The sequence below is a fragment of the Pseudothauera rhizosphaerae genome (genome assembly GCF_004801305.1).
GTDB classification, from domain to species: Bacteria; Pseudomonadota; Gammaproteobacteria; order Burkholderiales; family Rhodocyclaceae; genus Pseudothauera; species Pseudothauera rhizosphaerae.
In genome coordinates this window covers 68576-90748 of sequence record NZ_SSOD01000015.1, presented here as the reverse complement: position 1 = coordinate 90748, position 22173 = coordinate 68576, and the positions used below count along the sequence as shown (strand labels likewise).

At 69.5% G+C, this 22173-nt stretch carries 19 protein-coding genes and 1 riboswitch; of the genes, 9 read left to right on the top strand and 10 right to left on the bottom strand.

Translation table 11 applies throughout. The features are described from left to right. Positions 1-74: 74 nt before the first annotated feature. Positions 75-1784: an AAA family ATPase gene (locus tag E6O51_RS16875; RefSeq protein WP_136386176.1), complete on the top strand. Its 1710-nt coding sequence runs from the start codon at positions 75-77 to the stop codon at positions 1782-1784. Next, complete coding sequence (locus E6O51_RS16870) at positions 1781-2158, top strand: hypothetical protein (RefSeq protein ID WP_136386175.1); 378 nt, start codon at positions 1781-1783, stop codon at positions 2156-2158. Before E6O51_RS16875 ends, E6O51_RS16870 begins: the two co-directional genes overlap by 4 nt. Positions 2159-2174: 16 nt before the next feature. Here E6O51_RS16870 and E6O51_RS16865 read toward each other — a convergent pair whose 3' ends face one another. After that, entirely contained in the window at positions 2175-3635 is a 1461-nt protein-coding gene (locus tag E6O51_RS16865; RefSeq protein ID WP_136386174.1) for a short-chain fatty acyl-CoA regulator family protein, read from the bottom strand. A 164-nt stretch (positions 3636-3799) separates the two neighbouring features. Here E6O51_RS16865 and prpC point away from each other — a divergent pair, with 164 nt between their 5' ends. From prpC to E6O51_RS16835, 6 genes are all read left to right on the top strand, one after another. Further along, positions 3800-4954 (top strand): bifunctional 2-methylcitrate synthase/citrate synthase, encoded by a 1155-nt coding sequence (prpC, locus tag E6O51_RS16860; protein WP_136386173.1) that lies wholly within the window; start codon positions 3800-3802, stop codon positions 4952-4954. A 210-nt stretch (positions 4955-5164) separates the two neighbouring features. Continuing rightward, positions 5165-7786, top strand: a complete 2622-nt coding sequence (acnD, locus tag E6O51_RS16855; protein ID WP_136386172.1) for a Fe/S-dependent 2-methylisocitrate dehydratase AcnD — start codon at positions 5165-5167, stop codon at positions 7784-7786. Positions 7787-8004: 218 nt separating this feature from the next. Continuing rightward, positions 8005-8445, top strand: coding sequence for an endonuclease domain-containing protein (locus E6O51_RS16850; protein ID WP_136386171.1), 441 nt, complete (start codon positions 8005-8007; stop codon positions 8443-8445). Between the two features lie 83 nt (positions 8446-8528). After that, a complete protein-coding gene (gene prpF / locus E6O51_RS16845; RefSeq protein WP_136386170.1) occupies positions 8529-9722 on the top strand; it encodes a 2-methylaconitate cis-trans isomerase PrpF in 1194 nt (397 codons plus the stop codon). A 27-nt stretch (positions 9723-9749) separates the two neighbouring features. Further along, positions 9750-10610 carry an isocitrate lyase/PEP mutase family protein gene (locus E6O51_RS16840; RefSeq protein WP_136386169.1) on the top strand — a complete coding sequence of 287 codons (861 nt, stop codon included), beginning with the start codon at positions 9750-9752 and terminating at the stop codon, positions 10608-10610. A 177-nt stretch (positions 10611-10787) separates the two neighbouring features. Then, the gene (locus tag E6O51_RS16835; protein ID WP_136386168.1) at positions 10788-11381 is read left to right on the top strand and encodes a GntR family transcriptional regulator; all 594 of its coding nucleotides are present in this window, start codon (positions 10788-10790) and stop codon (positions 11379-11381) included. Here E6O51_RS16835 and E6O51_RS16830 read toward each other — a convergent pair. The 5 genes from E6O51_RS16830 to E6O51_RS16810 are packed head-to-tail and all read right to left on the bottom strand — an operon-like array spanning position 11372 to position 16255. Continuing rightward, positions 11372-11896 carry an ATP--cob(I)alamin adenosyltransferase gene (locus tag E6O51_RS16830; protein WP_136386167.1) on the bottom strand — a complete coding sequence of 175 codons (525 nt, stop codon included), beginning with the start codon at positions 11894-11896 and terminating at the stop codon, positions 11372-11374. The two genes, E6O51_RS16835 and E6O51_RS16830, sit on opposite strands and share 10 nt — an antisense overlap. 13 nt (positions 11897-11909) lie before the next feature. Beyond that, entirely contained in the window at positions 11910-12638 is a 729-nt protein-coding gene (locus tag E6O51_RS16825) for an ABC transporter ATP-binding protein (protein ID WP_136386166.1), read from the bottom strand. Beyond that, a complete protein-coding gene (locus E6O51_RS16820; RefSeq protein WP_136386165.1) occupies positions 12629-13615 on the bottom strand; it encodes a FecCD family ABC transporter permease in 987 nt (328 codons plus the stop codon). Before E6O51_RS16820 ends, E6O51_RS16825 begins: the two co-directional genes overlap by 10 nt. After that, positions 13603-14379 (bottom strand): ABC transporter substrate-binding protein, encoded by a 777-nt coding sequence (locus tag E6O51_RS16815; protein ID WP_136386164.1) that lies wholly within the window; start codon positions 14377-14379, stop codon positions 13603-13605. The genes E6O51_RS16820 and E6O51_RS16815 overlap by 13 nt, the downstream gene beginning before the upstream one ends. A gap of 55 nt (positions 14380-14434) precedes the next feature. Beyond that, positions 14435-16255, bottom strand: coding sequence for a TonB-dependent receptor domain-containing protein (locus E6O51_RS16810; RefSeq protein ID WP_136386163.1), 1821 nt, complete (start codon positions 16253-16255; stop codon positions 14435-14437). Positions 16256-16362: 107 nt separating this feature from the next. After that, a riboswitch (cobalamin riboswitch) is annotated at positions 16363-16569 on the bottom strand. Between the two features lie 95 nt (positions 16570-16664). Between E6O51_RS16810 and E6O51_RS16805 the strand changes: the two genes are divergently transcribed. After that, positions 16665-17342 (top strand): 2'-5' RNA ligase family protein, encoded by a 678-nt coding sequence (locus E6O51_RS16805; RefSeq protein WP_168735306.1) that lies wholly within the window; start codon positions 16665-16667, stop codon positions 17340-17342. A 155-nt stretch (positions 17343-17497) separates the two neighbouring features. Here E6O51_RS16805 and E6O51_RS16800 read toward each other — a convergent pair whose 3' ends face one another. The 4 genes from E6O51_RS16800 to E6O51_RS16785 form a co-directional block, all read right to left on the bottom strand. Continuing rightward, positions 17498-18103, bottom strand: coding sequence for an anaerobic ribonucleoside-triphosphate reductase activating protein (locus E6O51_RS16800; RefSeq protein ID WP_136386161.1), 606 nt, complete (start codon positions 18101-18103; stop codon positions 17498-17500). A 13-nt stretch (positions 18104-18116) separates the two neighbouring features. Continuing rightward, complete coding sequence (nrdD, locus tag E6O51_RS16795; RefSeq protein WP_136386160.1) at positions 18117-18314, bottom strand: anaerobic ribonucleoside-triphosphate reductase; 198 nt, start codon at positions 18312-18314, stop codon at positions 18117-18119. 205 nt (positions 18315-18519) lie between these two features. Next, a complete protein-coding gene (locus E6O51_RS16790; RefSeq protein ID WP_136386159.1) occupies positions 18520-20550 on the bottom strand; it encodes a ribonucleoside triphosphate reductase in 2031 nt (676 codons plus the stop codon). Positions 20551-20634: 84 nt separating this feature from the next. Next, the gene (locus tag E6O51_RS16785; protein WP_136386158.1) at positions 20635-22107 is read right to left on the bottom strand and encodes a helix-turn-helix domain-containing protein; all 1473 of its coding nucleotides are present in this window, start codon (positions 22105-22107) and stop codon (positions 20635-20637) included. Positions 22108-22173 lie beyond the last annotated feature (66 nt).

The following is a 22173-nucleotide window of genomic DNA, read 5'->3' as shown; positions in this document are numbered from 1 at the left end:
CCGTCGTTGCGCCGTTTTCGGCATGGTACGCGGCTTGCAACGCCTGCCCCGGACGAACGCATCAGGGGACAGGGGTGAAACTACGCATCGAACGGGAACCGGCGGAGGCGATGCGCCGGCGCTTTCCGGCCTGGGAAGGCCATTGCGAGCAACTCCGCATCGCCAGCCGCGTGGACGTGCCGCTGGAGATGCTGGACGCCGAGCAGTTCGACGCGCTGCTCGGCCTCTACCGCGGCCGGCCCGGCGCCGAGGCGCGCGTGGCGGTGTTCGAGGCGCTGGCGCCGGTGTTCGATCCGGACGGCGAGCGCTTCGGCGAGACCGACATGGAGCGCATGATCCCGGCGCTGGTGGCCTGGCTGGCCCGCGGCGAGCGCGGCTGGCTGTTCCGCGTGGACGAGGGCGGCACGCTCAAGCCCTACGTGGTCTCGCGCATCGACTACACGCCGCCCGCCAGCGAGGAGCGTGCCCGCATGGTGCTGGACCTCAAGGCCAACAGTTGCGGCAAGGTGGTGCACACCAATGTCTTCATCGGCGAGCGCGACCTGGCCGATGGCTCCATCGCCCGGATCTTCGCCGCCAAGGGCTACGTGGCCGAAACGCCGGCCCTGCTCGCTGCCTACGAGGATGCGCTGCAGCGCTACCACGCCTGGCGCGGCGAGTATTCGGCCCAGTTCTCCGGCAACGGGCTGGGCATCCTCGCCGAGGACCCGACCTCCACCCACCGCAACACGGACCATGCGCGCAAGAACGTGGTGGTGCTCTCCGCCAGCGGCCAGCCCGCGCGCCTGGTCAATGACGAGGCGGTGCTGCAGGAGCGGGAGACGACGCTGGAGATCGCCGGCCAGGTGCTGGCGCAACTGCTCAAGCGCGCCGACCGCAATTCCATGTTCACGCCGGAGGTGGAACGGCGCCTGCAGCACCTGGCCGAAACCCTGCCGCCTTCGCTCTTCACCCAGGTGCCGCTGCACGGCTACATCCTCATGTTCCACCTGGAACTGCACCACCACCTGTGGGTGCACGTGGACCACCTGCAGCCCTACCGCTACCAGCCGGAATTGAAGGACAAGCTGGTGCTGCCGGCCGAGCACGTGGACCTCATCGACATCCTCACCGCCGAGATGGACGTGCTGATGGACGACATCGTCGCCGGCAAGTCCGGCGGCACCACGGTGCTGTGTACCGGCCCGGCCGGCGTGGGCAAGACGCTGACCGCCGAGGTCTATGCGGAGATCATCCAGCGCCCGCTCTACCGCGTGCATTCCGGCCAGCTCGGGCTGGACGTGGCGGCCATGGAGAAGACCCTGCGGGAGGCGCTGATCCGCGCCCAGCGCTGGGGCGCGGTGATGCTGATCGACGAGGCCGACGTCTACATCCGCCGCCGCGACGACCACATCGCCACCAACGCCGTGGTGGGCGTGTTCCTGCGCGTGCTGGAATACTTCAACGGCCTGCTGTTCCTGACCACCAACCGCCTGGACGACATCGACGAGGCCATCATCTCCCGCTGCATCGCCATGATCCGCTACGCCGCGCCCTCCGAGGAGGAGCGCCGGCGCATCTGGGCGGTCATGGCCGAGCAGTTCGGCCTGGCGCTGGACGGCGAACAACACGCCGAACTGGCGCGGCGCTTTCCCGACGCCACCGGGCGGGACATCAAGGGGCTCGCCAAGCTGGTGGCCAAGTACTGTGCCCACAAGCAGGTGGAACCCGACGCGGCGGTGTTCGACCGCTGCGCCATGTTCCGCGGCATGGACGGCAGCCGCCCGGCCGCGGAGGCCGCATGAGTGCGGCGGTGCTGCGCGAGCCGCGGGACTGGGTGCGCGATGCCAGCCTCTACCCCGCCGAGATCGACTGCGTCACGGCGGTCATGCTCAAGATCCTGGACGGCAAGTGCCGCATGGCCGAGCTGGAGAAGCCCATCATGGTGGCCCTGTACGACGCCTTGAAGGGGCGCCACGGCCTGCGCCTGGGCGCGGACTTCCACGACATCGTCGCCCGCGCCCGCACCGAGCCGTCGGAGGCCCTGCGGGAGGCGGTGTATGAACAGCGGGTGCTGGCCGAGACCATGATCTCCCGCCCGGTCATGAAGGCCTTCAAGGCCCGCTTGCGCCAGGAGGCGGTGCTGCCGGGCCGGGACGGGCAGGAGGGCGAGGACTGATCGCCTGCCGCCGGGCTCACCCTGCGCCAGCGGGGGCGACCCCCACCGCATAGGGCTCGAAGCGGCTGTGGTCCGGGTCGGCGGCCAGCCGCGTGCCCACCGGCGGAAACGCGCGCTGCGGGCAGGCCGGGCGCTCGCACACCTTGCAGCCGGCGCCGATGGGCGTGCGCGCGTCGGGGTCGTCCAGGGGCAGGCCGCGGGAATACACCAGGCGCGGCGCGTGGCGCAGGTCGCAGCCCAGGCCCACGGCGAAGGTCTTGGCCGGGCTGCCCCAGCCGCCGCGGCGGTGGACCACGGTGCGGGCGATCCACAGATAGGTGCGTCCGTCCGGCATGGCCGCGAGCTGGGTCAGGATGCGGCCGGGCTGGGCGAAGGCCTCGTACACATTCCACAGGGGACAGGTGCCGCCTCCGCGCGAGAAGTGGAAATCCGTGGCCGACTGGCGCTTGGAGATGTTGCCGGCCCGGTCCACCCGCACGAAGATGAAGGGCACGCCGGGCGCCTGCGGCCGCTGCAGGGTGGACAGGCGGTGGCAGACGGTCTCGAAGCCCACGCCGAAGCGGCGGCCGAGGCGGTCGATGTCGTAGGCCAGGGCCTCGGCGGCGGCGAGGAAGCGCCCGTAGGGCAGGATCAGGGCGCCGGCGAAGTAGTTGGCCAGGCCGATGCGGGCCAGCACGCGCGCTTCGTCGCCCAGGAAGGCGCCTTCCGCCACCAGCCGCTCGATGTCTTCGTGGGCCTCCAGGAAGGCGAGCTGGGTGGCCATCTGGAAGGCCCGCTGGCCGGCATCGAGCAGGGGCGAAAGATGCAGGATGCGGCGCGGCCCGTCGAATTCCCGCAGGGGCGCGAACTCCGCCTCGGCGGCCGCGCAGGCCGGCCCGGCGACGGTGATGCCGTGCACGGCGGCGAGCCGGTCGGCCAGGCCGTGGTCCATGGGGCCGGCTTCCAGCGCCCAGTCGTCGAAGCAGCGCTCGGCGAGGGCATCCAGGCTGGCGATGTGGTTGTGCCGTGCGTAGAAGAAGTCGCGCACTTCCTCATAGGGCATGGGCGCGGCCGGCAGGGGCGCGCCGCGCTCCTCGCCGAGCAGGGCGGCGTAGGCGGCGAGCCGGTCCTCGGCCTCGCGCCGGCGCCGGTCGATGGTCAGCAGGGCGCGCGCGACCGCCGGCATCTGGCCGGCGAGTTCGCGGATCTCCGCCAGGGACACGGCCTCGCCGGTGGCCGTGGTCAGCCCGGCGTCACCGAGCACGTCCCGCAGCTCGGCCACCAGGCGGCCTTCGTCGTCGTCCGAGAAGCGCTGCACGTCCACGCCCAGGACCGAACTGATGCGCAGCAGCACCGGCACGGTGAGCGGGCGCTGGTTCTGTTCGATCTGGTTGAGATAGCTGGGGGAGATTTCCAGCAGGCGCGCGAGGGCGGCCTGGGTGAGGCCGCGTTCCTCGCGCAGGCGGCGCACGCGCACGCCGGTGAAGACCTTTTTCATTGCCGTTCCATCGGGAGGGTGATTCGCAATATTCGCAAATTTGCGCTGAGTTGTTCGCAAATCACAACTAATTCAGTGATTTACGAATTTTTTCTGCTGCGTATATTGCGAACAAACGCAAGCGAATGCAAACCCTTCCTGCCCTGTTTCCCTTGGAGCGCCCCATGAACACACCAGCCGAAACCGCCTTCAAGCCGAAGAAATCCGTCGCCCTGTCCGGCGTCACCGCCGGCAACACCGCCCTGTGCACCGTCGGCAAGACCGGCAACGACCTGCACTACCGCGGCTACGACATCCTCGACATCGCCGAACGCTGCGAATTCGAGGAAGTGGCCCATCTGCTGGTGCATGGCAAGCTGCCCAACAAGGCCGAACTGCGTGCCTACAAGGCCAGGCTGAAGTCCATGCGCGGCCTGCCGGCCAGCGTCAAGGAAGCCCTGGAGCGCCTGCCGGCCTCGGCCCACCCCATGGACGTGATGCGGACCGGCGTGTCGGCGCTCGGCTGTGTGCTGCCGGAGAAGGACGACCACAACCTCCCCGGCGCGCGCGACATCGCCGACCGCCTGATGGCTTCCCTCGGGTCCATGCTGCTGTATTGGTATCACTGGTCCACCAAGGGCCAGCGCATCGAGGTCGAGACGGACGACGACTCCATCGGCGCGCACTTCCTGCACCTGCTGCATGGCGAGAAGCCGTCCGCGCTGTGGGAGCGGGCCATGCACACCTCGCTGATCCTGTACGCTGAGCACGAATTCAACGCCTCGACCTTCACCGGTCGCGTCATCGCCGGCACCGGCTCGGACGTGTATTCGGCGGTCACCGGCGCGATCGGCGCGCTGCGCGGCCCGAAGCACGGCGGCGCCAACGAGGTGGCCTTCGAGATCCAGAAGCGCTACGACAACCCGATTGATGCGGAAGCCGACATCCGCCGCCGCGTCGAGAGCAAGGAGGTGGTGATCGGCTTCGGCCACCCGGTCTATACCGTGTCCGACCCGCGCAACGAGGTCATCAAGCGCGTGGCGCGGCAGCTTTCGGAGGCGGCCGGTTCGACCAAGATGTTCGACATCGCCGAGCGCCTGGAAAAGGTCATGTGGGAGGTGAAGAGGATGTTCCCCAACCTCGACTGGTTCAGCGCGGTGAGCTACCACATGATGGGCGTGCCGACGGCCATGTTCACGCCGCTCTTCGTGATCGCGCGCACCAGCGGCTGGGCGGCGCACATCATCGAGCAGCGCATCGACAACAAGATCATCCGCCCGAGCGCCAACTACGTCGGGCCGGACGATCTGGCCTTCGTGCCGATCGAAGAGCGCCACTGATTTCTCTCCCCTCTCCCCTCGCGGGAGAGGGGCCGGGGGAGAGGGGGAGGGCGCCGCAAGTATCCAGCGCAGTGCCCCCTCTCCCCAGCCCCGCTCCGCGCCCCGGCTCTGTGGCCTGCCGGCCACAGAGCGCTCCAGCGGGCGAAGCAGTGCTTCGCTTTTCCGCCTCCGCCCCGCAAGGGGAGAGGGAGCCAGGACAAACCACGCGCCATGAATACACGCTATCGCAAATCCCTATCCGGCACGTCGCTGGACTACTTCGATGCCCGCGCCGCGGTCGAAGCCCTCCGTCCCGGCGCCTGGGCCACGCTGCCCTACACCGCCCGCGTGCATGCCGAGAACATCGTGCGCAAAGCCGACCCGGCGATCATCGACGCCTGTCTGCTGCAACTGATCGACCGCAAGCGCGAACGCGACTTCCCGTGGTTCCCCGCCCGCGTGGTGTGCCACGACATCCTCGGCCAGACCGCGCTGGTCGATCTCGCCGGCCTGCGCGACGCCATCGCCGACCAGGGTGGCGACCCGGCCGCGGTGAACCCGGTGGTGCCGGTGCAGCTCATCGTCGACCACTCGCTGGCGGTGGAATGCGGCGGCTACGATCCCGACGCCTTCGCCAAGAACCGCGCCATCGAGGACCGCCGCAACGAGGACCGCTTCCACTTCATCGACTGGACCCGGACCGCCTTCGACAACGTGGACGTGATCCCGGCGGGCAACGGCATCATGCACCAGATCAATCTGGAGAAAATGTCGCCGGTGATCCAGGTGCAGGACGATAAGCACGGAAAGGTCGCCTTCCCGGACACCTGCGTCGGCACCGACAGCCACACCCCGCACGTGGATGCGCTGGGCGTGATCGCGGTCGGCGTCGGCGGGCTGGAAGCCGAGAACGTGATGCTCGGCCGCGCGTCGATGATGCGCCTGCCCGACATCGTCGGCGTGGAACTCTCCGGCCGGCCGCAGCCCGGCATCACCGCCACCGACGTGGTGCTGGCGCTGACCGAGTTCCTGCGCCGCGAGAAAGTCGTCGGCGCCTGCCTGGAGTTCTACGGCGAAGGCGCCGCCGCGCTCACCATCGGCGACCGCGCGACCATCTCCAACATGTGCCCGGAATACGGCGCCACCGCCGCGCTGTTCTACATCGACCGGCAGACCATCGATTACCTGAAGCTCACCGGCCGCAGCGCCGAGCAGGTGAGGCTGGTCGAAACCTATGCGAAGACCGCCGGCTTCTGGGCCGACGCGCTGGAAACCGCGCAGTACGAGCGCGTGCTGAGGTTCGACCTATCCACCGTCGTGCGCAACCTGGCCGGCCCCAGCAACCCGCACCGCCGCCTGCCCACCTCCCAGCTTGCCGAGCGCGGCATCGCCGGCAATCTGCGGGAAGCGCGCGAGCAGGAAGCCGCCGGCCTGATGCCGGACGGCGCGGTGATCATCGCCGCCATCACCAGTTGCACCAACACCTCCAACCCGCGCAACGTGATCGCCGCCGGCCTGCTGGCGCGCAAGGCGCGCAAGCTGGGCCTGAAGCGCAAGCCGTGGGTGAAGACCTCGCTGGCGCCCGGCTCCAAGGTGGTCGAGCTGTATCTGAAGGAAGCCGGCCTGCTGGAAGACCTGGAGGCGCTGGGCTTCGGCATCGTCGCCTTCGCCTGCACCACCTGTAACGGCATGAGCGGCGCGCTCGATCCGAAGATCCAGCAGGAGATCGTCGACCGCGACCTCTACACTACCGCCGTGCTGTCGGGCAACCGCAACTTCGACGGCCGCATCCACCCCTATGCCAAACAGGCGTTCCTCGCCAGCCCGCCGCTGGTGGTGGCCTACGCCATCGCGGGCACCATCCGCTTCGACATCGAGCAGGACTGGTTCACCATCAGCGCCGGCCAGGGTGTCCGGCTGAAGGACATCTGGCCGTCGGACGAGGAGATCGACGCCGTCCTGGCGCAGGCCGTCAAGCCGGCCCAGTTCAACCAGGTCTATGTGCCGATGTTCGAGAAACGCGCCGCCGAACGCGCTGCGTCGCCGCTCTACGACTGGCGCCCGCAATCCACTTACATCCGCCGTCCCCCGTACTGGGAAGGCGCGCTCGCCGGCGAACGCACGCTGCGCGGCATGCGTCCGCTGGCGCTGCTGCCGGACAACATCACCACCGACCATCTGTCGCCCTCCAACGCCATCCTGCCCGACAGCGCCGCCGGCGAATACCTGGCGAAGATGGGCCTGCCGGAAGAGGACTTCAATTCCTACGCCACCCACCGCGGCGACCACCTCACCGCCCAGCGCGCCACCTTCGCCAATCCCAAGCTGTTCAACGAGATGGTGAGGAACGCGGATGGCAGCGTACGCCAGGGTTCGCTCGCCCGCGTCGAGCCGGAGGGCAGCGTGATGCGCATGTGGGAAGCCATCGAAACCTACATGAACCGCCGCCAGCCGCTGATCATCGTCGCCGGCGCCGACTACGGCCAGGGCTCCAGCCGCGACTGGGCCGCCAAAGGCGTGCGCCTGGCCGGGGTGGAAGCCATCGTCGCCGAAGGCTTCGAGCGCATCCACCGTACCAACCTGATCGGCATGGGCGTGCTGCCACTGGAGTTCAAACCCGGCACCGACCGCAACACCCTCGGCCTCGACGGCACGGAAGTCTATGACGTGGTCGGCGAGCGCGCGCCGCGCGCGGACCTGACGCTGGTGATCCACCGCAGGAACGGCGAGACCGTCCGGGTGCCGGTCACCAGCCGCCTCGATTCCGACGAGGAAGTGTCCATCTACGAGGCTGGAGGGGTGCTGCAGCGCTTCGCCAAGGATTTTCTGGAAGGGACGGCTGAGGCGTCTTGATGATGTTCGGAGGTCTTTTCCCCTCTCCCCCGGCCCCCGCTCCGCGCTCCGGCCCTGTGGCCTGCCAGCCACAGGGCGCTCCGGCGGGCGAAGCGGTGCTTCGCTTTTCCGCCTCCGCCCCGCGAGGGGAGAGGGGAGTGTTCTTGCTGATATGCTATTTGCCTGTTCAACCAGCCCCTCTCCCCTCGCAGGAGAGGGGTTGGGGAGAGGGGGCGCCCATGGAACAACGGCAGTTCGCCAAGAAACTCCGGCAAGACATGACCGACGCCGAACGCCTGCTGTGGCGCCATCTCCGCGCCCGCCGTCTGGATGGACAGAAGTTCCGCCGGCAGCAGCCGATCGGTCCCTACGTGGTGGATTTCGTGCATTTCGGCGTGCGGTTGATCGTCGAGGCCGACGGCGGTCAGCACAACGGCAGTACGCACGACCGGCAGCGGGATGAGTGGCTCAGGGGGCAGGGATTCCGGGTGATGCGTTTCTGGAACGACGATGTGCTGCTGCGGACGGACGATGTGTTGAGCGCCATCTGGGCGGCGGTGGCGGGGGAACGGCCCCCTCTCCCCCGGCCCCTCTCCCGCGAGGGGAGAGGGGAGCCCGATCGGGGCAATGGAAAGCGCATTGCCGATGACTTGGCGGGTGACAAGCACGGAACGCAATAGCGCCGCTACCCCATCACCCCTCTCCCCTCGCGGGAGAGGGGCCGGGGGAGAGGGGGGCGCCCGTACATGAGGACAACTTGCAAATGACCCACAGCCTACAACTCAAGATCCCCGCCACCTACATGCGCGGCGGCACCAGCAAGGGCGTGTTCTTCCGCCTGCAGGACCTGCCCCCGGCCGCGCAGGTGCCCGGCGCGGCGCGCGACCGCCTGCTGCTGCGCGTGATCGGCAGCCCGGACCCCTACGGCAAGCAGATCGACGGCATGGGCGGAGCCACGTCGAGCACCAGCAAGACGGTGATCCTGTCGAAAAGCGAACGGCCGGACCACGACGTGGATTACCTGTTCGGCCAGGTCTCCATCGACCGGCCCTTCGTGGACTGGTCCGGCAACTGCGGCAACCTGTCCGCCGCGGTGGGGCCCTTCGCCATTGCCAACGGCCTGGTGGACGCAGCGCGAGTTCCCCGCGACGGCATCGCCACGGTGCGCATCTGGCAGGCCAACATCGGCAAGACCATCGTCGCCCACGTACCCGTCACCGATGGCGCGATGCAGGAGACAGGCGACTTCGAACTGGATGGCGTGACCTTCCCGTCCGCGGAAATCCAGCTCGAATTCCTCGACCCCGCCGACGAAGGCGAAGGGGAGGGCAGCGGTGCGATGTTCCCCACCGGCAGGCTGGTGGACGACCTGGAAGTGCCGGGCGTGGGCACGCTGAAGGCCACGCTGATCAACGCCGGCATCCCGACCATCTTCATCAACGCGGCGGACATCGGCTACACCGGCACAGAACTGCAGGACGCCATCAACGGCGACGCTGCCGCGCTGGACCGCTTCGAGGCCATCCGCGCCTTCGGGGCCGTGCGCATGGGCCTGATCCGCGACGTGGCCGAGGCCGCCGGCCGCCAGCACACGCCCAAGGTGGCCTTCGTCGCGCCGCCGGCGGAATACACCGCCTCCAGCGGCAGGGCCGTCCGTGCCGCCGACGTCGACCTGCTGGTGCGCGCCCTGTCCATGGGCAAGCTGCACCACGCCATGATGGGCACCGCGGCAGTGGCCATCGGCACGGCTGCGGCCATCCCCGGCACGCTGGTCAATCTCGCGGCCGGCGGCGGCGAGCGCAAGGCCGTCCGTTTCGGCCACCCGTCGGGCACCCTGCGCGTCGGCGCCGAGGCACGGCTGGTCGACAAGAACTGGACCGTCACCAAGGCCATCATGAGCCGCAGCGCCCGCGTGCTGATGGAAGGCCGGGTGCGCGTGCCCGGCGACGCTTTCTGATTCCCCTTCGAGAAAAAAGGAACGAGCATGTCCACCCGCAAGACCCTCAAGGCGCTCGCCGAAGCCCGCCGCGGCGTCATCGTGCCGGGCGCGTTCAACGCCCTGTCGGCCAGGGTCGTGGAAGACCTCGGCTTCGAGGCCATCTACGTCACCGGCGCCGGCGTCACCAACATGTGGTTCGGCCTGCCGGACCAGGGCTTCATGGGGCTGGCCGAGATCGCCGACCATACCGCGCGCATCCGCGACGCGGTGTCCCTGCCGCTGATCGTGGATGCCGACACCGGCTTCGGCAACGCCCTCAACGTCTATCACACGGTGCGCACGCTGGAGCGTGCCGGCGCCGACTGCATCCAGCTCGAGGACCAGGTCGCGCCCAAGCGCTGCGGCCACTTCAGCGGCAAGGACGTGATCGGCACCGAGGAGGCCGTGGCCAAGATCAAGGCCGCCGCCGATGCCCGCCAGGACGAGAACCTGCTCATCATGGCGCGCACCGACGCCGCCGCCGTGCACGGCTTCGAAGCCGCCGTGGAACGCGCCACGCGCTTCGCCGATGCCGGGGCCGACATCCTCTTCGTCGAGGCGGTGACCACCGCCGACGAAATCCGCGCGCTGCCCAAGCGCCTGCCGCGGCCGCAACTGATGAACATGGTCATCGGCGGCAAGACGCCCATCTTCAACGCCACCGAACTGGGCGAGCTGGGCTACGGCATCGTGCTCTACGCCAACGCCGCGCTGCAGGGCGCGGTGGCCGGCATGCAGAAGGCGCTCGGCGTGCTGCACAACACCCGCCAGCTCACCGAGGAGCCGGCCATCGTCGCACCCTTCGCCGAGCGCCAGCGCCTGGTCGGCAAACCCGAGTGGGACGCGCTGGAAAAGCGCTACGGCTGAGCAAGAAGCCTCCCCTCTCCCCTCGCGGGAGAGGGGCCGGGGGAGAGGGGGGCAGCCGGCAGGCTGCATCACCGGGCTGACACCATCGGTCTTACGCCCCTGCGGGGCGTCCCCCTCTCCCCAGCCCTCTCCCGCAAGGGGAGAGGGAGTGGCCGCCAAGGACAAGGGAGCACACGCATGAACGACGATCTGCTGCGCCCGCGGGCGCTCTACGAAGCCATCGCGGATTCGCTGCGCGAACGCATCCTCGCCCACGAACTGCCGCCCGGCGCGGCGCTCGACGAAGCCGCGCTGGCGCACGGCTACGGCGTCAGCCGCACGCCGGTGCGGGAGGCGCTGAAAGTGCTTGCCCAGCAGGGGCTGGTGCTCATCGAACCGCGCCGGGGCTGCTGCGTGGCCGAATTTTCTTCCGCCGACGTGGCCGCACTGTTCGACGTGCTGGACCTGCTCGAAGGCCACGCCGTGCGCGCGGCCGCGCGGGACGGTCTGGCCGCGGCCGGGCCGGCGGGCTGCACGGACCCGTTCGAAACGGCCGGCAACCGCTATGCGGCCGAAGCCATCACCCGCCTGCGCGAGAAACTCCGGCTTGCCCTCGGTCCCGCCTACAGCCGCGGCGAAGCGGAGCTGTTCGTCCGCAGTACGTCCGCCCTGTCCGCCGCGCTGGGCCGGCAGGATGCGGCACGGGCCGAAGGGGCATGGCGCGACTACGCCGCCGCGCGCCGGCGGCTGGCCGGCCATGCCCTTGCCCCTGCACAGGCCGTTCAGCCGTAGCTCTTGCTGGCGAAGAGCGTTTCGTCCAGGCCGCGCCGCCGGTTGATGACCAGGGTCAGCACGAAGAAGAAATTGCACATCAGGTTGCACAGCCGCGGCAGCACCATGGGAATCTCCCGGCCTTCCTGCTCGATCCGCACCATGAGGCGGATCGCCTTCTTGGCGGCCGAGCGGGCCAGATGCAGGTGGGGCACCGGCTGCTGTCCGCGGGGCAGCACGAAGCCGCCGATCCGGTCGCGCACCTCGGCCCGGTAATGGAGCAGTCGCTGCCGCAGCCAGGCGATGTCGGATTCCTCGACGGCCAGGCGGCCGCGCAGCGAACCGTTGACGTGAAAGGCCAGCGGCTGCAGGCGGTCGAGATCGGCGGCGATGTCTCCCATGCCCTCCGGCAGCAGCGAGAAGACCGCGCCGATGTGGCCGCACAGCTCGTCGGTGGCGACCTCGAAATCGCACAGGCAGGAGGTCTCGTAGATGAACGGATAGCAGAGTTCGTCCCGATTGCGTCCGGGTTTCATGGGTCGCGCTCCTTCATTGGGTGGTGATCACCGGCGGGCGGGCCGCCAGGTCCACATGGACCGGAACCCGGAAGACCCGCGTCAGGCGGTTTTCGGTCAGCACTTCGGCCGGCGTGCCGAAGGCGTCGAGCCGGCCGCCGTGCATCAGGCAGAGCCGGTCGCAGTAGCGCGCGGCCAGGCTGAAATCGTGGATGGCGATGACGACGCCGTTGCCCGCATCGGCGTAGCGCCGCAGGGTTTCCATGACGCTGCGCTGGTGATAGAGGTCGAGGCTGGCGATGGGCTCGTCGGCGAGCAGCAGCCGGGGCCGGCCGGCGAGCACCCGGGCCAGCCACACGCGGGCCCGTTCGCCGCCGGACAGGTGGTCGACCTTCCTGTGCCGGAACGCTTCGACGCCGGTCTGCTGCATGGCGAGGCGCATCGCTCCTTCGTCCCGGTCGTCCCACGGCAGCCGGCCCAGGGCGACGACGTCCTCCACGCTCAGCGACCAGGCGCTGTCGCAGGTCTGCGGCAGCAGGCCGATGCTGCGCGCCCGCTGCCGGGGCGGCAGGGCATCCGCCGGCCGGCCGTCGAAATCGATCCCGCCCCGGCAGGGCAGCAGGCCGGCCAGGCAATGCAGCAGGGTCGATTTGCCCGAGCCGTTGGGGCCGATCACGCCGAGCATTTCGCCGGCTTCGAGCGAAAAGGAGACTCCGGCCAGGCGCGGCGGCAGGTCGAGGCCGCGGACGTCGATCAGAGCCATCGCCGGCGATCCTTCCACACCAGCCAGATGAACAGCGGCGCGCCGAGGAGCGAGGTCAGCACGCCGAGCTTGATTTCCCGTCCGGGCGGCAGCAGGCGCACGCACACGTCGGCCAGGCAGACCAGCGCGGCGCCGGCCGCGGCCGAGGGCAGCAGCAGGCGGTCGGGGCGATGGTCCACCAGCGGGCGGACGAGGTGGGGCACCAGCAGGCCGACGAAACCGATGCTGCCGGCGATCGCCACCGAGGAGCCGACCAGCAGCGCCGTGCCGAGCACCACCAGGCGGCTGCCGCGGGTGAGGGTGAAGCCCATGCTCCGGGCGACCTCCTCGCCCAGGCTCAAGGCCGCCAGCAGGCGGCGCTGGCGCCAGACCAGCAGGCCGCCGAGCGCCAGCGCCGGCAGCAGGAAGGCCAGATGGTCCAGGCCGCGGTCGGAGACCGAGCCGAGCAGCCAGAACACCAGCTCCTGCATGGCGAAGGGATTGGGGGCGAAATTCAGCACCGTGGCCAGCGCCGCGCCGGCCAGCGTGGAAATCGCCAGCCCGGCCAGGATCACCAGCGATGGCCGGGCCGAACCGGCCAGCGTGAGCATCAGCAGCAGCGCCGCGCCGGCCCCGAGCAGGCCGGCCAGCGCGGGCGCCGCCTCGCCGGCCGCGGGGAAGAGGCCGAAATAGAACACCACCGCGGCGCCCAGGGCGGCCCCCTGGCTGGCACCGGTGAGGCCGGGATCGGCCAGCGGATTCCTCAGCAGGCCCTGCAGCGCCGCACCGGAGAGCCCGAGCGCGGCGCCGACGGCGAGCGACAACAAGGTGCGCGGCAGGCGGATTTCGCCGATCACCATCGCCGCCGCGCTGTTGATGCCGAGCAGCCAGTCCCGCAGCCCGGCCAGGACGGCGACCGCTGTCGATCCGCTGGCGAGCGAAAGAAAGGCCACGCCGCAGACGGCGGCGAGGAGCAGCGGCAGCGTCAGTCGAGCCATCGGTTCAACTGCCCGACGAGTTCCCAGGTCCACGGGCCGGGGCACTGCCAGCGCCAGTAGTCGGTGGCGAGCCAGCGTTCCGGCGGGACCGTGCGGCGCAGGACGGGGTGTTCCGCGAAGCGGTTGGCCAGCGCCTGGCTGGCCGGCGCGGCCCACAGCACGGCGTCCGGCGGGTCGGTCGCGATCCGTTCCAGGTCGAGGCGGACATAGCCTTCGTCGCGCAGGTAGTTGGTCCAGCCGGCACGCTCCAGGATGCCGTCCTCGAAGGTGCCGCGTCCGGTGCCGATGCCGTTGGCGCCGAGCAGCAGCAGGCGCTTCGGGGGATGCGGGCCGGGCTTCGGCGGTGGCGCGGCGCTGGGCGGCGTATCGGAGCGGCCGACCAGGGCGAGCAGGCGCCGTTCGTACTCGCCGACCGCCGCGAGGGTCGTCGGCAGCGGCAGGATCTCGACGCGCACGCCCAGCGTCTGCAGCCGGCCGCGCAGTTGCAGCGCGTTGTATTCGCCGGTGATCACCAGGTCGGGCCGCAGTTCGAGAATGCGTTCCAGGCTGCCGTCGTGCGCCGGCCAGCCGGCGTCCAGCCAGGCCACCGGGAACCGGCGGTGCATGGGGGAAAGGGCTGCGACCCGGGCGGGGTCCGCGTAGCGGGCCAGCATCCAGTCGGTGCACAGGTCCAGGGAGACGATGCGCTGCGCCGGCATGGCGCCGGCCGGGGAGGACAGGCACAGGGAGGCGCCCAGCAGCAGGCAGGAGAAGGAGCGCCGCATGGCCTCGCCCGATGCGCACCGGCACCGCCACGCGCGGCGGTGCCGGCCGAACACCTTACCGCGGCGTGTAGCGGACACCGACGAAGGCATTGAAGCCGAGGGTGTTGTAGCCCTGCGCCAGTTCGTAGTCCTTGTCGAACAGGTTGTTGATGCGGCCTTCCACGGCCAGGGCCTTGCTGACGGCGTAGCGCGCAGTCAGGTTGACCAGGCCGTATCCGCCCAGACGCCCGGTTTCCGCGTTGGTGTCGTAGCGGCTGCTGGCTCCGACCCATTCGACGCCGGTTGCCAGCGGCCCCCAGCTCTTCGTGACGCCCACGACCGCCTTGTGGCGGGCGCGGCGGCCCAGGCGCAGGTCCGTGTCCTCGTCGGTCGCATCCAGCCAGTCGTAGGCGGCGTTCAGGCCCCAGTCGCCGAACTGGCCGGCGTAGGCGAGGGTGACGCCTTCGAGCCTTGCCCTGGACACGTTCTGGTAGGTGTAAGTGGAGAAGGACCAGTCGATCATGTTCTCGACCCGGTTGAGGTACCAGGTCACCGAGGCGGACTGGTTGCCGCTCTCCCAGATGAGTGCCGCCTCGCGGTTCTTGCCTTCCTCCGGTTTCAGCTCCGCGTTGCCGGACCACTGGTCGTAGAGCTGGTAGAGCGAGGGGGCCTTGAAGGACGTGCCGTAGCTGGCATGCACGCGCCATTGGGGCGTGAACTGGTAGCCGTAGGCGACGGCATAGGTGCTCTTGTCGCCGAACTGGGAATGGTCGTCATGGCGCGCGCTCAACTGCCACCGGTGCGAATCCAGGCTGCCCGTCCATCCGGCGAACACGGAATCGTTGGTGGCCTCGTCGTCGCCGACGAAGCTGTCCCGCGGGGCGGCCTCCTGTTCGAGACGCTCGGCGCCCAGCAAGGCCCTGCCGAGAGGCAGGGCGATGTCGTTCTGCCAGCTCAGCAGGCGGTTTTCCGTCTCCAGGTAGCTGCCGTCCGGCGCCCAAGACGCATAGTTCTTCTGCCAGTCGGTGGTCTGGCCGTACTGCAGCTTGCTGGTCCAGTTGTCGGTGAACCGGTTGCTGGAGAAGAGCTGCCACTGCTTGCTGCGGAAATCCACGTAGGCGTCGAAGGTGCCGTTCGCCGGCACGTTGCCGCTGTCGTAATGGGTACGGCCCTCGTTCTGGCGGTAGATGAGGCCCAGTTCATGGCCGCGGGCGGGGAGGAAGGACAGCGAGGCGGCGCCGCCGCTGTTGCGGTAGGCGTCGTCGTCGGCGTCCTGGCTGGTGGCGTGCTTCTGGGCGGAAATGCTGTCGGACTTCGCGTGGCTGCCTTCGAGGCGGAAGCGCCAGTGTTCGTCGCCGCCGGAAATGCCCGCATTGGCCTGGAAGCTGTCCTGGGTGCCGTAGCCGATGAACCCGTCGGCTTTCAGGCCCGGCGTGCCCCGGCGCGTGAAGATCTGGATGACGCCACCGACCGCGTCGGCGCCGTACAGCGTGGAGGCCGGGCCACGCAGGATCTCGATGCGTTCGACGTCGGCGAGCGGCAGATAGCGCAGCGGCGAACCCGTGAGGTCCAGCGAGTTGATCGGCAGGCCGTCCACCAGCACCTTGGTCTGGTCGGGGCGGGCGCCGCGCACGTAGAGACTGGCCGTCGTGCCCGGCCCGCCGTTGGTGGCGATCTGGATGCCGGACTGCCGCGCCAGCAGGTCTACGATGGTGCCGGCCGCATTGCGCTCGATCTCCTCGCGCTCGATGACCGTCACGTCGGCAAGGACTTCGGATACGCGCGCTTCCTGGCGCGTCGCGGTGACGACCACCGGATCGGCGGTCGCCTCGGCGTGCAGATTGGTGGAGAACAGCAGCGGCAGCAGGGCCCCCAGCGGCTTCAGGCGTGGATGCATCGTCTTCCCCTTTTCGGCAGGCGTCCCCGCATGCCGGTGTGCATTGATGAAGAAATGCGCAGGGGAATCGGCAGGCTGCAACAGCCAGCGCCACCACCCCGTGGCACTTCCGCGTGTCGTCGCAGGCCGGTCTCCGGGCTCGCAAGTCTTGACGCGCCGCCTTCCCGGGATGAACCCAGTGGCATCGTGGCGCGCCCGCACTCGCTTACCGTTGCGGGGGCAGCAGCGGAATTGTCCCGTGGGCGAGACGCACCGCTTTCCCGTTTAACCGCCAGGGAGAACCCCGTGGCGGCACCTGTAACGGGGCGGATTATACATGGGCACCCGGCGGCGGAATTTCCGGGTGTCACGCCAGTGCGATAGTCCGTGGTTCGGAAAAACCTGCGGCTGCCGGCTATCATCGCGCGCCATGAGCACCCATCCCGACCTCCCGCCCGGCAGCCGCTGCGTCCGCAACGTGCGGCGCGACTTCGCCGAATGGCATCGGGGCCGGCCGCGCTACGCGCTGTGGGCGCTGGATGTGGACGTACCGGCGCTGCAACAGCGGATGCACGCAGCGCAGGCGCATCTGGACGGATTGCTGCTCGACGGCTACCGCCGCCAGCCCCACGTCACGCTGAGCCTGTGCGGCTTTCCCAGTGCAGAACCGCGGCATGCGGACGATTTCGGCGCCGCGGCGCTGGAAGCCCAACTGGCGGCACTGCGCGCCGCGCGTCCGGCGCCCTTCGAGATCGGCATCGGCGCGCTGGACAGCTTCGCGTCCGCCCCCTACCTCACGGTGAACGACACGGACGGGCGGATCGCCGCGCTGCGCGCCTGCCTGGCCGCCGGCGACCTCAACCGGCCGGACGGGCGCTACACGCCGCACGTCACCGTCGGTCTGTACGCCGACGCCTGGCCGGCCGAGGCCGTGCGCCCGCGCCTGGCGAGCTTCGCGCCCGGCGCTGCACTGCGCCTGCGCGTCGGTGGCATCGGCCTGTTCGGCTACGCCGCCGCGGACATCGGCGGGCCGCTCGCGCGCATCGCCGACTACGACTTCGCCAGCGGCATGCTGCGCTGGCACGATGCCTTGCCGTTTTCCTGTTGACGGCCATCCAGGCACCGCTTTTCTCCCTCTCCCCTTGCGGGAGAGGGCCGGGGAGAGGGGCGCTCTGCAAGGGCGCAAGAAGGTTTCGTGGCAGTCTGGCACCGCTCCCCCTCTCCCCAACCCCTCTCCCGCGAGGGGAGAGGGGCTATCCGGGCCTAACCTGACCGTATCGAATCCAGGCGGCAGTCCTGCACTTGCCAGCGCCGCACGCCGCGCTGCTTCAGTCCGGCATCCAGGCGGTCGAGTTCGTCCTCGCCGAACAGCCCCGGGTGCCAGGTGGTGCGGCATTCGTGATCGACGCCGCTGGCGAGCAGCAGGTCGAGGGATTGCGCCATCCGTTCGCCGCTGCCGGGCGTGCCGGTGACGGCGTCGTAGTGTTCGGCCGGGGCCTTGACGTCCAGCCCTACCCAGTCGAGCAGCGGCAGCACCGCGGCCAGGCGTTCCGGGTACATGCCGGCGGTGTGCAGCGCGGTCTCGAAGCCCTGCGCGCGCACCTCGCGCAGGGCCTCCGGCAGCGCCGCCTGCAGGGTCGGCTCGCCGCCGGAGAACACCACGCCGTCGAGCAGGCCGCGGCGGCGGCCGAGGAAGGCGAGCACCTCGTCCCAGCGCAGCGCGGGCGGCGCGCCGGCCGGGATCAGGTGCGGGTTGTGACAGTAGCCGCAGCGCCACGGGCAGCCCTGGCAGAACACCACCGCGGCCAGCCGGCCGGGAAAGTCGATGGTGGTGAGCGGCGTCAGGCCGCCCACGCGCAGAGCGTCCATGCCGCAGCGGAGATCAGCCGCCGAGGCCGCAGCGGTGCTCGGCGAAGAAGCGCCGTTCGGCGTGCTCGCCCTTCTTGCCGGTGTTGAAGCTGGCGACCGGGCGGTGGTAGCCCATGACGCGGGTCCATACCTCGCAGGGCTGGCGCTCGTCGTCGCTGAGGGTGACGGGGTCGGCGAGGTGGCGGGTTTCGGTGGCGGTGTGCAGGTTCATGATGGATTCCTTGTGGTTGGAAGGGGCAAATCGGGAGCCCCTCTCCCCTCGCGGGAGAGGGGTTGGGGAGAGGGGGCGTACGGGGCTGGGGTGGGGTTTCACAATGGCACGGCCCGCTTCACGCCCCTGCGGGGCGCCCCCTCTCCCCGGCCCTCCCCCGCGAGGGGGGAGGGAGAAAACCGTGCAGGTAATGGAGCATCGTTGATCAGGCCGCCAGCCGCGCCCGCTTGGCGGCCAGGCGTTCCTCGTCGCACTTCGGGCAGAAGGCGTGCTCGCCGGCCAGGTAGCCGTGCACCGGGCAGATGGAGAAGGTGGGCGTCACGGTGATGTAGGGCAGGCGGAAGTTTTCCAGCGCGCGGCGCACCAAGCGCTTGCACGCCTCGCCGCTGGACAGGCGTTCGCCCATGTAGAGGTGCAGCACGGTGCCGCCGGTGTACTTGGCCTGCAGGGTTTCCTGGCGTGCGAGGGCCTCGAAGGGGTCGTCGGTGAAGCCGGCCGGCAGTTGCGAGGAGTTGGTGTAGTAGGGCTGTTCGGCGGTGCCGGCCTGCAGGATGTCCGGCCAGCGCTTGCGGTCCTCGCGGGCGAAGCGGTAGGTGGTGCCCTCGGCCGGCGTGGCTTCCAGGTTGTACAGGTGGCCGGTCTCCTCCTGGAAGGCGGTGATGCGCCCGCGCACGTGGTCGAGCAGGCGCAGGGCGAAGGCGTGGCCCCGTTCGGTGGTGATGTCCTCGGCGCCGGCGCTGAAGTTGCGGATCAGTTCGTTGATGCCGTTCACGCCCAGCGTGGAGAAGTGATTGCGCAGCGTGCCCAGGTAGCGCTTGGTGTAGGGGAACAGGCCCTGGTCCATCAGGCGCTGGATCAGCTTGCGCTTGATCTCCAGGCTGTCGCGGCCGATTTCCAGCAGGCGGTCGAGGCGGGCGAACAGTCCGGCCTCGTCGCCGCGGAAGAGGTGCCCCAGGCGCGCGCAGTTGATCGTCACCACGCCCAGGCTGCCGGTCTGTTCGGCGCTGCCGAACAGGCCGTTGCCGCGTTTGAGCAGTTCGCGCAGGTCGAGCTGCAGACGGCAGCACATGGAACGCACCATGTTGGGCTGCAGCTCGGAATTGACGAAGTTCTGGAAGTAGGGCAGGCCGTACTTCGCCGTCATGTCGAACAGGCGCGCGGCGTTGTCCGACTCCCACGGGAAGTCCGGAGTGATGTTGTAGGTGGGGATGGGGAAGGTGAACACCCGGCCCCTGGCGTCGCCCGCGGACATGACCTCGATGTAGGCGCGGTTGATCATGTCCATCTCGGCCTGCAGCTCGCCGTAGGCGAAGGGCATTTCCTCGCCGGCGATGATGGGGATCTGCTCCTTCAGGTCGTCCGGGCAGGTCCAGTCGAAGGTGAGGTTGGTGAAGGGCGTCTGCGTGCCCCAGCGCGAGGGCACGTTGAGGTTGTAGATCAGTTCCTGGATGTGCTGGCGGACTTCCTCGTAGCGCATGCCGTCCTTGCGCACGAAGGGCGCCATGTAGGTATCGAAGGACGAGAACGCCTGCGCCCCCGCCCATTCGTTCTGCATGGTGCCGAGGAAGTTCACGATCTGCCCCACTGCGCTGGACATGTGCTTGGGCGGCCCGGCCTCGACCTTGCCCGGCACGCCGTTCAGTCCCTCGTGCAGCAGGGTGCGCAGGGACCAGCCCGCGCAGTAGCCGGACAGCATGTCCAGGTCGTGGATGTGGAGGTCGCCCTCCCGGTGCGCCGCGCCCACCTCGGGCGGATAGACGTGGGACAGCCAGTAGTTGGCGGTGACCTTGCCGGCCACGTTGAGGATCAGTCCGCCCAGCGAATAGCCCTGGTTGGCGTTGGCATTGACCCGCCAGTCGGCGCGGCTGAGGTATTCGTTGACCGAGGCTTCCACGTCCACCTGCACGCTGCGCTCGCCGCGCAGCGCGGCGTGCTGCTCGCGGTAGACGATGTAGGCGCGCGCGGTGGCGAGAAAGCCGTCGGCGATCAGGGTTTCCTCGACCAGGTCCTGGATCTGCTCGATGGCGACAGAGTGCCGGCCGAAGCGGTGGGCCAGCACGCGCAGCACGCGGTCGGTGAGGCGGGCCGCCTCGTCGTCGCCGTATTCGCCGGTGGCTCTACCTGCACGGCGCAGTGCGGAGCGGATCTTGGCGGCGTCGAAGGGGGCGCGGCGGCCGTCGCGCTTGATCGCCTCGCGGGGCTGGGTGGCGATGCCGGGCTGGGGCGGGGTGTGCATGTCACTCACCTCATGGGCTACTAAATATGGCGAGATTATCCATTCAATGCACTAGATATTGATTTGACCTCTCTCAAGAAGGGATCATTTCAGTCCGTCCGCCGAATTCCCCCGGGACGCATAGGCGAGTTCATCCGCTTCGTTCTCGAAGCGGTAAGACACCAGCGATTCGACGTCCACGCCCGCCTCCAGCGGGCGGCCGGCGGGCGGGAAGGCGCGCTGCACGCAGCCGGTGCGCGGGCACACGCGGCAGCCGGGGCCGATCGGCACCACGTTGCGCGGTGAGGCGAGGTCGAAGCCGTCGGCATAGACGAGGTGCCGGGCGTGGGACAGTTCGCAGCCCAGGCCGATGGCGAACAGCTTGCGCGGCGCCAGATAGGCGCCGCCGCCGCGGCCGATGGTGCGTGCGATGCCGAAGAAGCGCGAGCCGTCCGGCATTTCCGCGACCTGGGCGAGGATTTCGCCGGGGCGGGTGAAGGCGTCGTGCACATGCCACAGCGGGCAGGCGCCGCCGTGGCGGGCGAAGTGGAAGGCGGTGGCGCTCTGGCGCTTGGAGATGTTGCCGGCCTGGTCGACACGCACGAGGTAGAAGGGCACGCCCCGCGCGCCGCTCCGCTGCAGCGTCGACAGCCGGTGGCAGACGGTTTCGAAGCCCACCGCGAAGCGCCGCTGCAGGGCTTCGAGGTCGTAGCGCACGGCCCGCGCCGCGGCGAGGAAGTCGCCGTAGGGCAGCAGCAGCGCGCCGGCGAAGTAGTGCGCCAGGCCCTGGCGCGCGAGTGCGCGGCTTTGCGCATCGACGATGCCCGCGGTGTCGATCTCCGCGTCGATGGCGTCGTGGTGGGCGACGAGCGCGAGCTGGGTGGCGAGCTGGAAGGACTGCTGCGCGTCGGTCAGCCCGGCGGCCACCTGCAGCCGCCGGCGGCGGGCGTCGAAGCGGCGCAGCACGCCGGCCGCCGCGTCCAGTGCCGTCACTTCGATGCGATGGCGCTGCCGCAGCAGGTCGCGCAGCCTCGCGGCGCGCTCGCCGGGCTGTAGTGCGAGTTCCTGCGCCAGTGCTTCGGCGAGTGCGTCCAGCGTGTCGATGTGGTTGTTGCGGCGATTGAAGAAGTCGCGCACTTCCTCGTGCGGCAGCGGCGCCAGCGGTGTGGGCAGTTGCTCGCCGTAGAAGCGGTCGACCATCTGCGCATACTCGTCCTGCAGCCGCAGGTGGCGCTGGGCGAGGCCGACGAAGGCGGCCGCCAGTTCGGGCACCTGTTCCACCATGCGCAGGAGCTGGGCCTGCGTGGCGTCCTCGCCGACCAGCGAGCGGTCGCGGAACAGCGCCTGCAGTTCGCCGAGCAGGCGCTTGCCCTGGTCTTCCGAGAACTCGCCGACGTCGCAGTCGAACACTTCGACCAGCTTCAGCAGCACGGTGGCGCTGACCGGGCGCTGGTTGTTCTCCAACTGGCACACGTAGCTGAGTGAGATGCCCAGCCGCGCAGCCATCGCCGCCTGGTTGAGCCTGGCCTGTTCGCGCAGGCGGCGCAGGCGCGCGCCGATGAAGAGCTTGCGGTTCAAGAAAGTCTCCTCCTGGTTCACAACATTCGCGGAATCACGCTCCGGGTTGCGAATTTATTTACAATA

Excerpts from the sequence above, each read along its gene's own strand:
- acnD (WP_136386172.1), top strand. The coding sequence starts at position 5,165 with ATGAATACACGCTATCGCAAATCCCTATCCGGCACGTCGCTGGACTAC.
- E6O51_RS16800 (WP_136386161.1), bottom strand. The coding sequence starts at position 18,103 with ATGGACGCTCTGCGCGTGGGCGGCCTGACGCCGCTCACCACCATCGAC.
- E6O51_RS16810 (WP_136386163.1), bottom strand. The coding sequence starts at position 16,255 with ATGCATCCACGCCTGAAGCCGCTGGGGGCCCTGCTGCCGCTGCTGTTC.
- E6O51_RS16820 (WP_136386165.1), bottom strand. The coding sequence starts at position 13,615 with ATGGCTCGACTGACGCTGCCGCTGCTCCTCGCCGCCGTCTGCGGCGTG.
- E6O51_RS16850 (WP_136386171.1), top strand. The coding sequence starts at position 8,005 with ATGGAACAACGGCAGTTCGCCAAGAAACTCCGGCAAGACATGACCGAC.
- E6O51_RS16805 (WP_168735306.1), top strand. The coding sequence starts at position 16,665 with ATGAGCACCCATCCCGACCTCCCGCCCGGCAGCCGCTGCGTCCGCAAC.
- E6O51_RS16835 (WP_136386168.1), top strand. The coding sequence starts at position 10,788 with ATGAACGACGATCTGCTGCGCCCGCGGGCGCTCTACGAAGCCATCGCG.
- E6O51_RS16840 (WP_136386169.1), top strand. The coding sequence starts at position 9,750 with ATGTCCACCCGCAAGACCCTCAAGGCGCTCGCCGAAGCCCGCCGCGGC.
- prpF (WP_136386170.1), top strand. The coding sequence starts at position 8,529 with ATGACCCACAGCCTACAACTCAAGATCCCCGCCACCTACATGCGCGGC.
- prpC (WP_136386173.1), top strand. The coding sequence starts at position 3,800 with ATGAACACACCAGCCGAAACCGCCTTCAAGCCGAAGAAATCCGTCGCC.
- nrdD (WP_136386160.1), bottom strand. The coding sequence starts at position 18,314 with ATGAACCTGCACACCGCCACCGAAACCCGCCACCTCGCCGACCCCGTC.
- E6O51_RS16825 (WP_136386166.1), bottom strand. The coding sequence starts at position 12,638 with ATGGCTCTGATCGACGTCCGCGGCCTCGACCTGCCGCCGCGCCTGGCC.
- E6O51_RS16790 (WP_136386159.1), bottom strand. The coding sequence starts at position 20,550 with ATGCACACCCCGCCCCAGCCCGGCATCGCCACCCAGCCCCGCGAGGCG.
- E6O51_RS16815 (WP_136386164.1), bottom strand. The coding sequence starts at position 14,379 with ATGCGGCGCTCCTTCTCCTGCCTGCTGCTGGGCGCCTCCCTGTGCCTG.
- E6O51_RS16865 (WP_136386174.1), bottom strand. The coding sequence starts at position 3,635 with ATGAAAAAGGTCTTCACCGGCGTGCGCGTGCGCCGCCTGCGCGAGGAA.
- E6O51_RS16830 (WP_136386167.1), bottom strand. The coding sequence starts at position 11,896 with ATGAAACCCGGACGCAATCGGGACGAACTCTGCTATCCGTTCATCTAC.
- E6O51_RS16870 (WP_136386175.1), top strand. The coding sequence starts at position 1,781 with ATGAGTGCGGCGGTGCTGCGCGAGCCGCGGGACTGGGTGCGCGATGCC.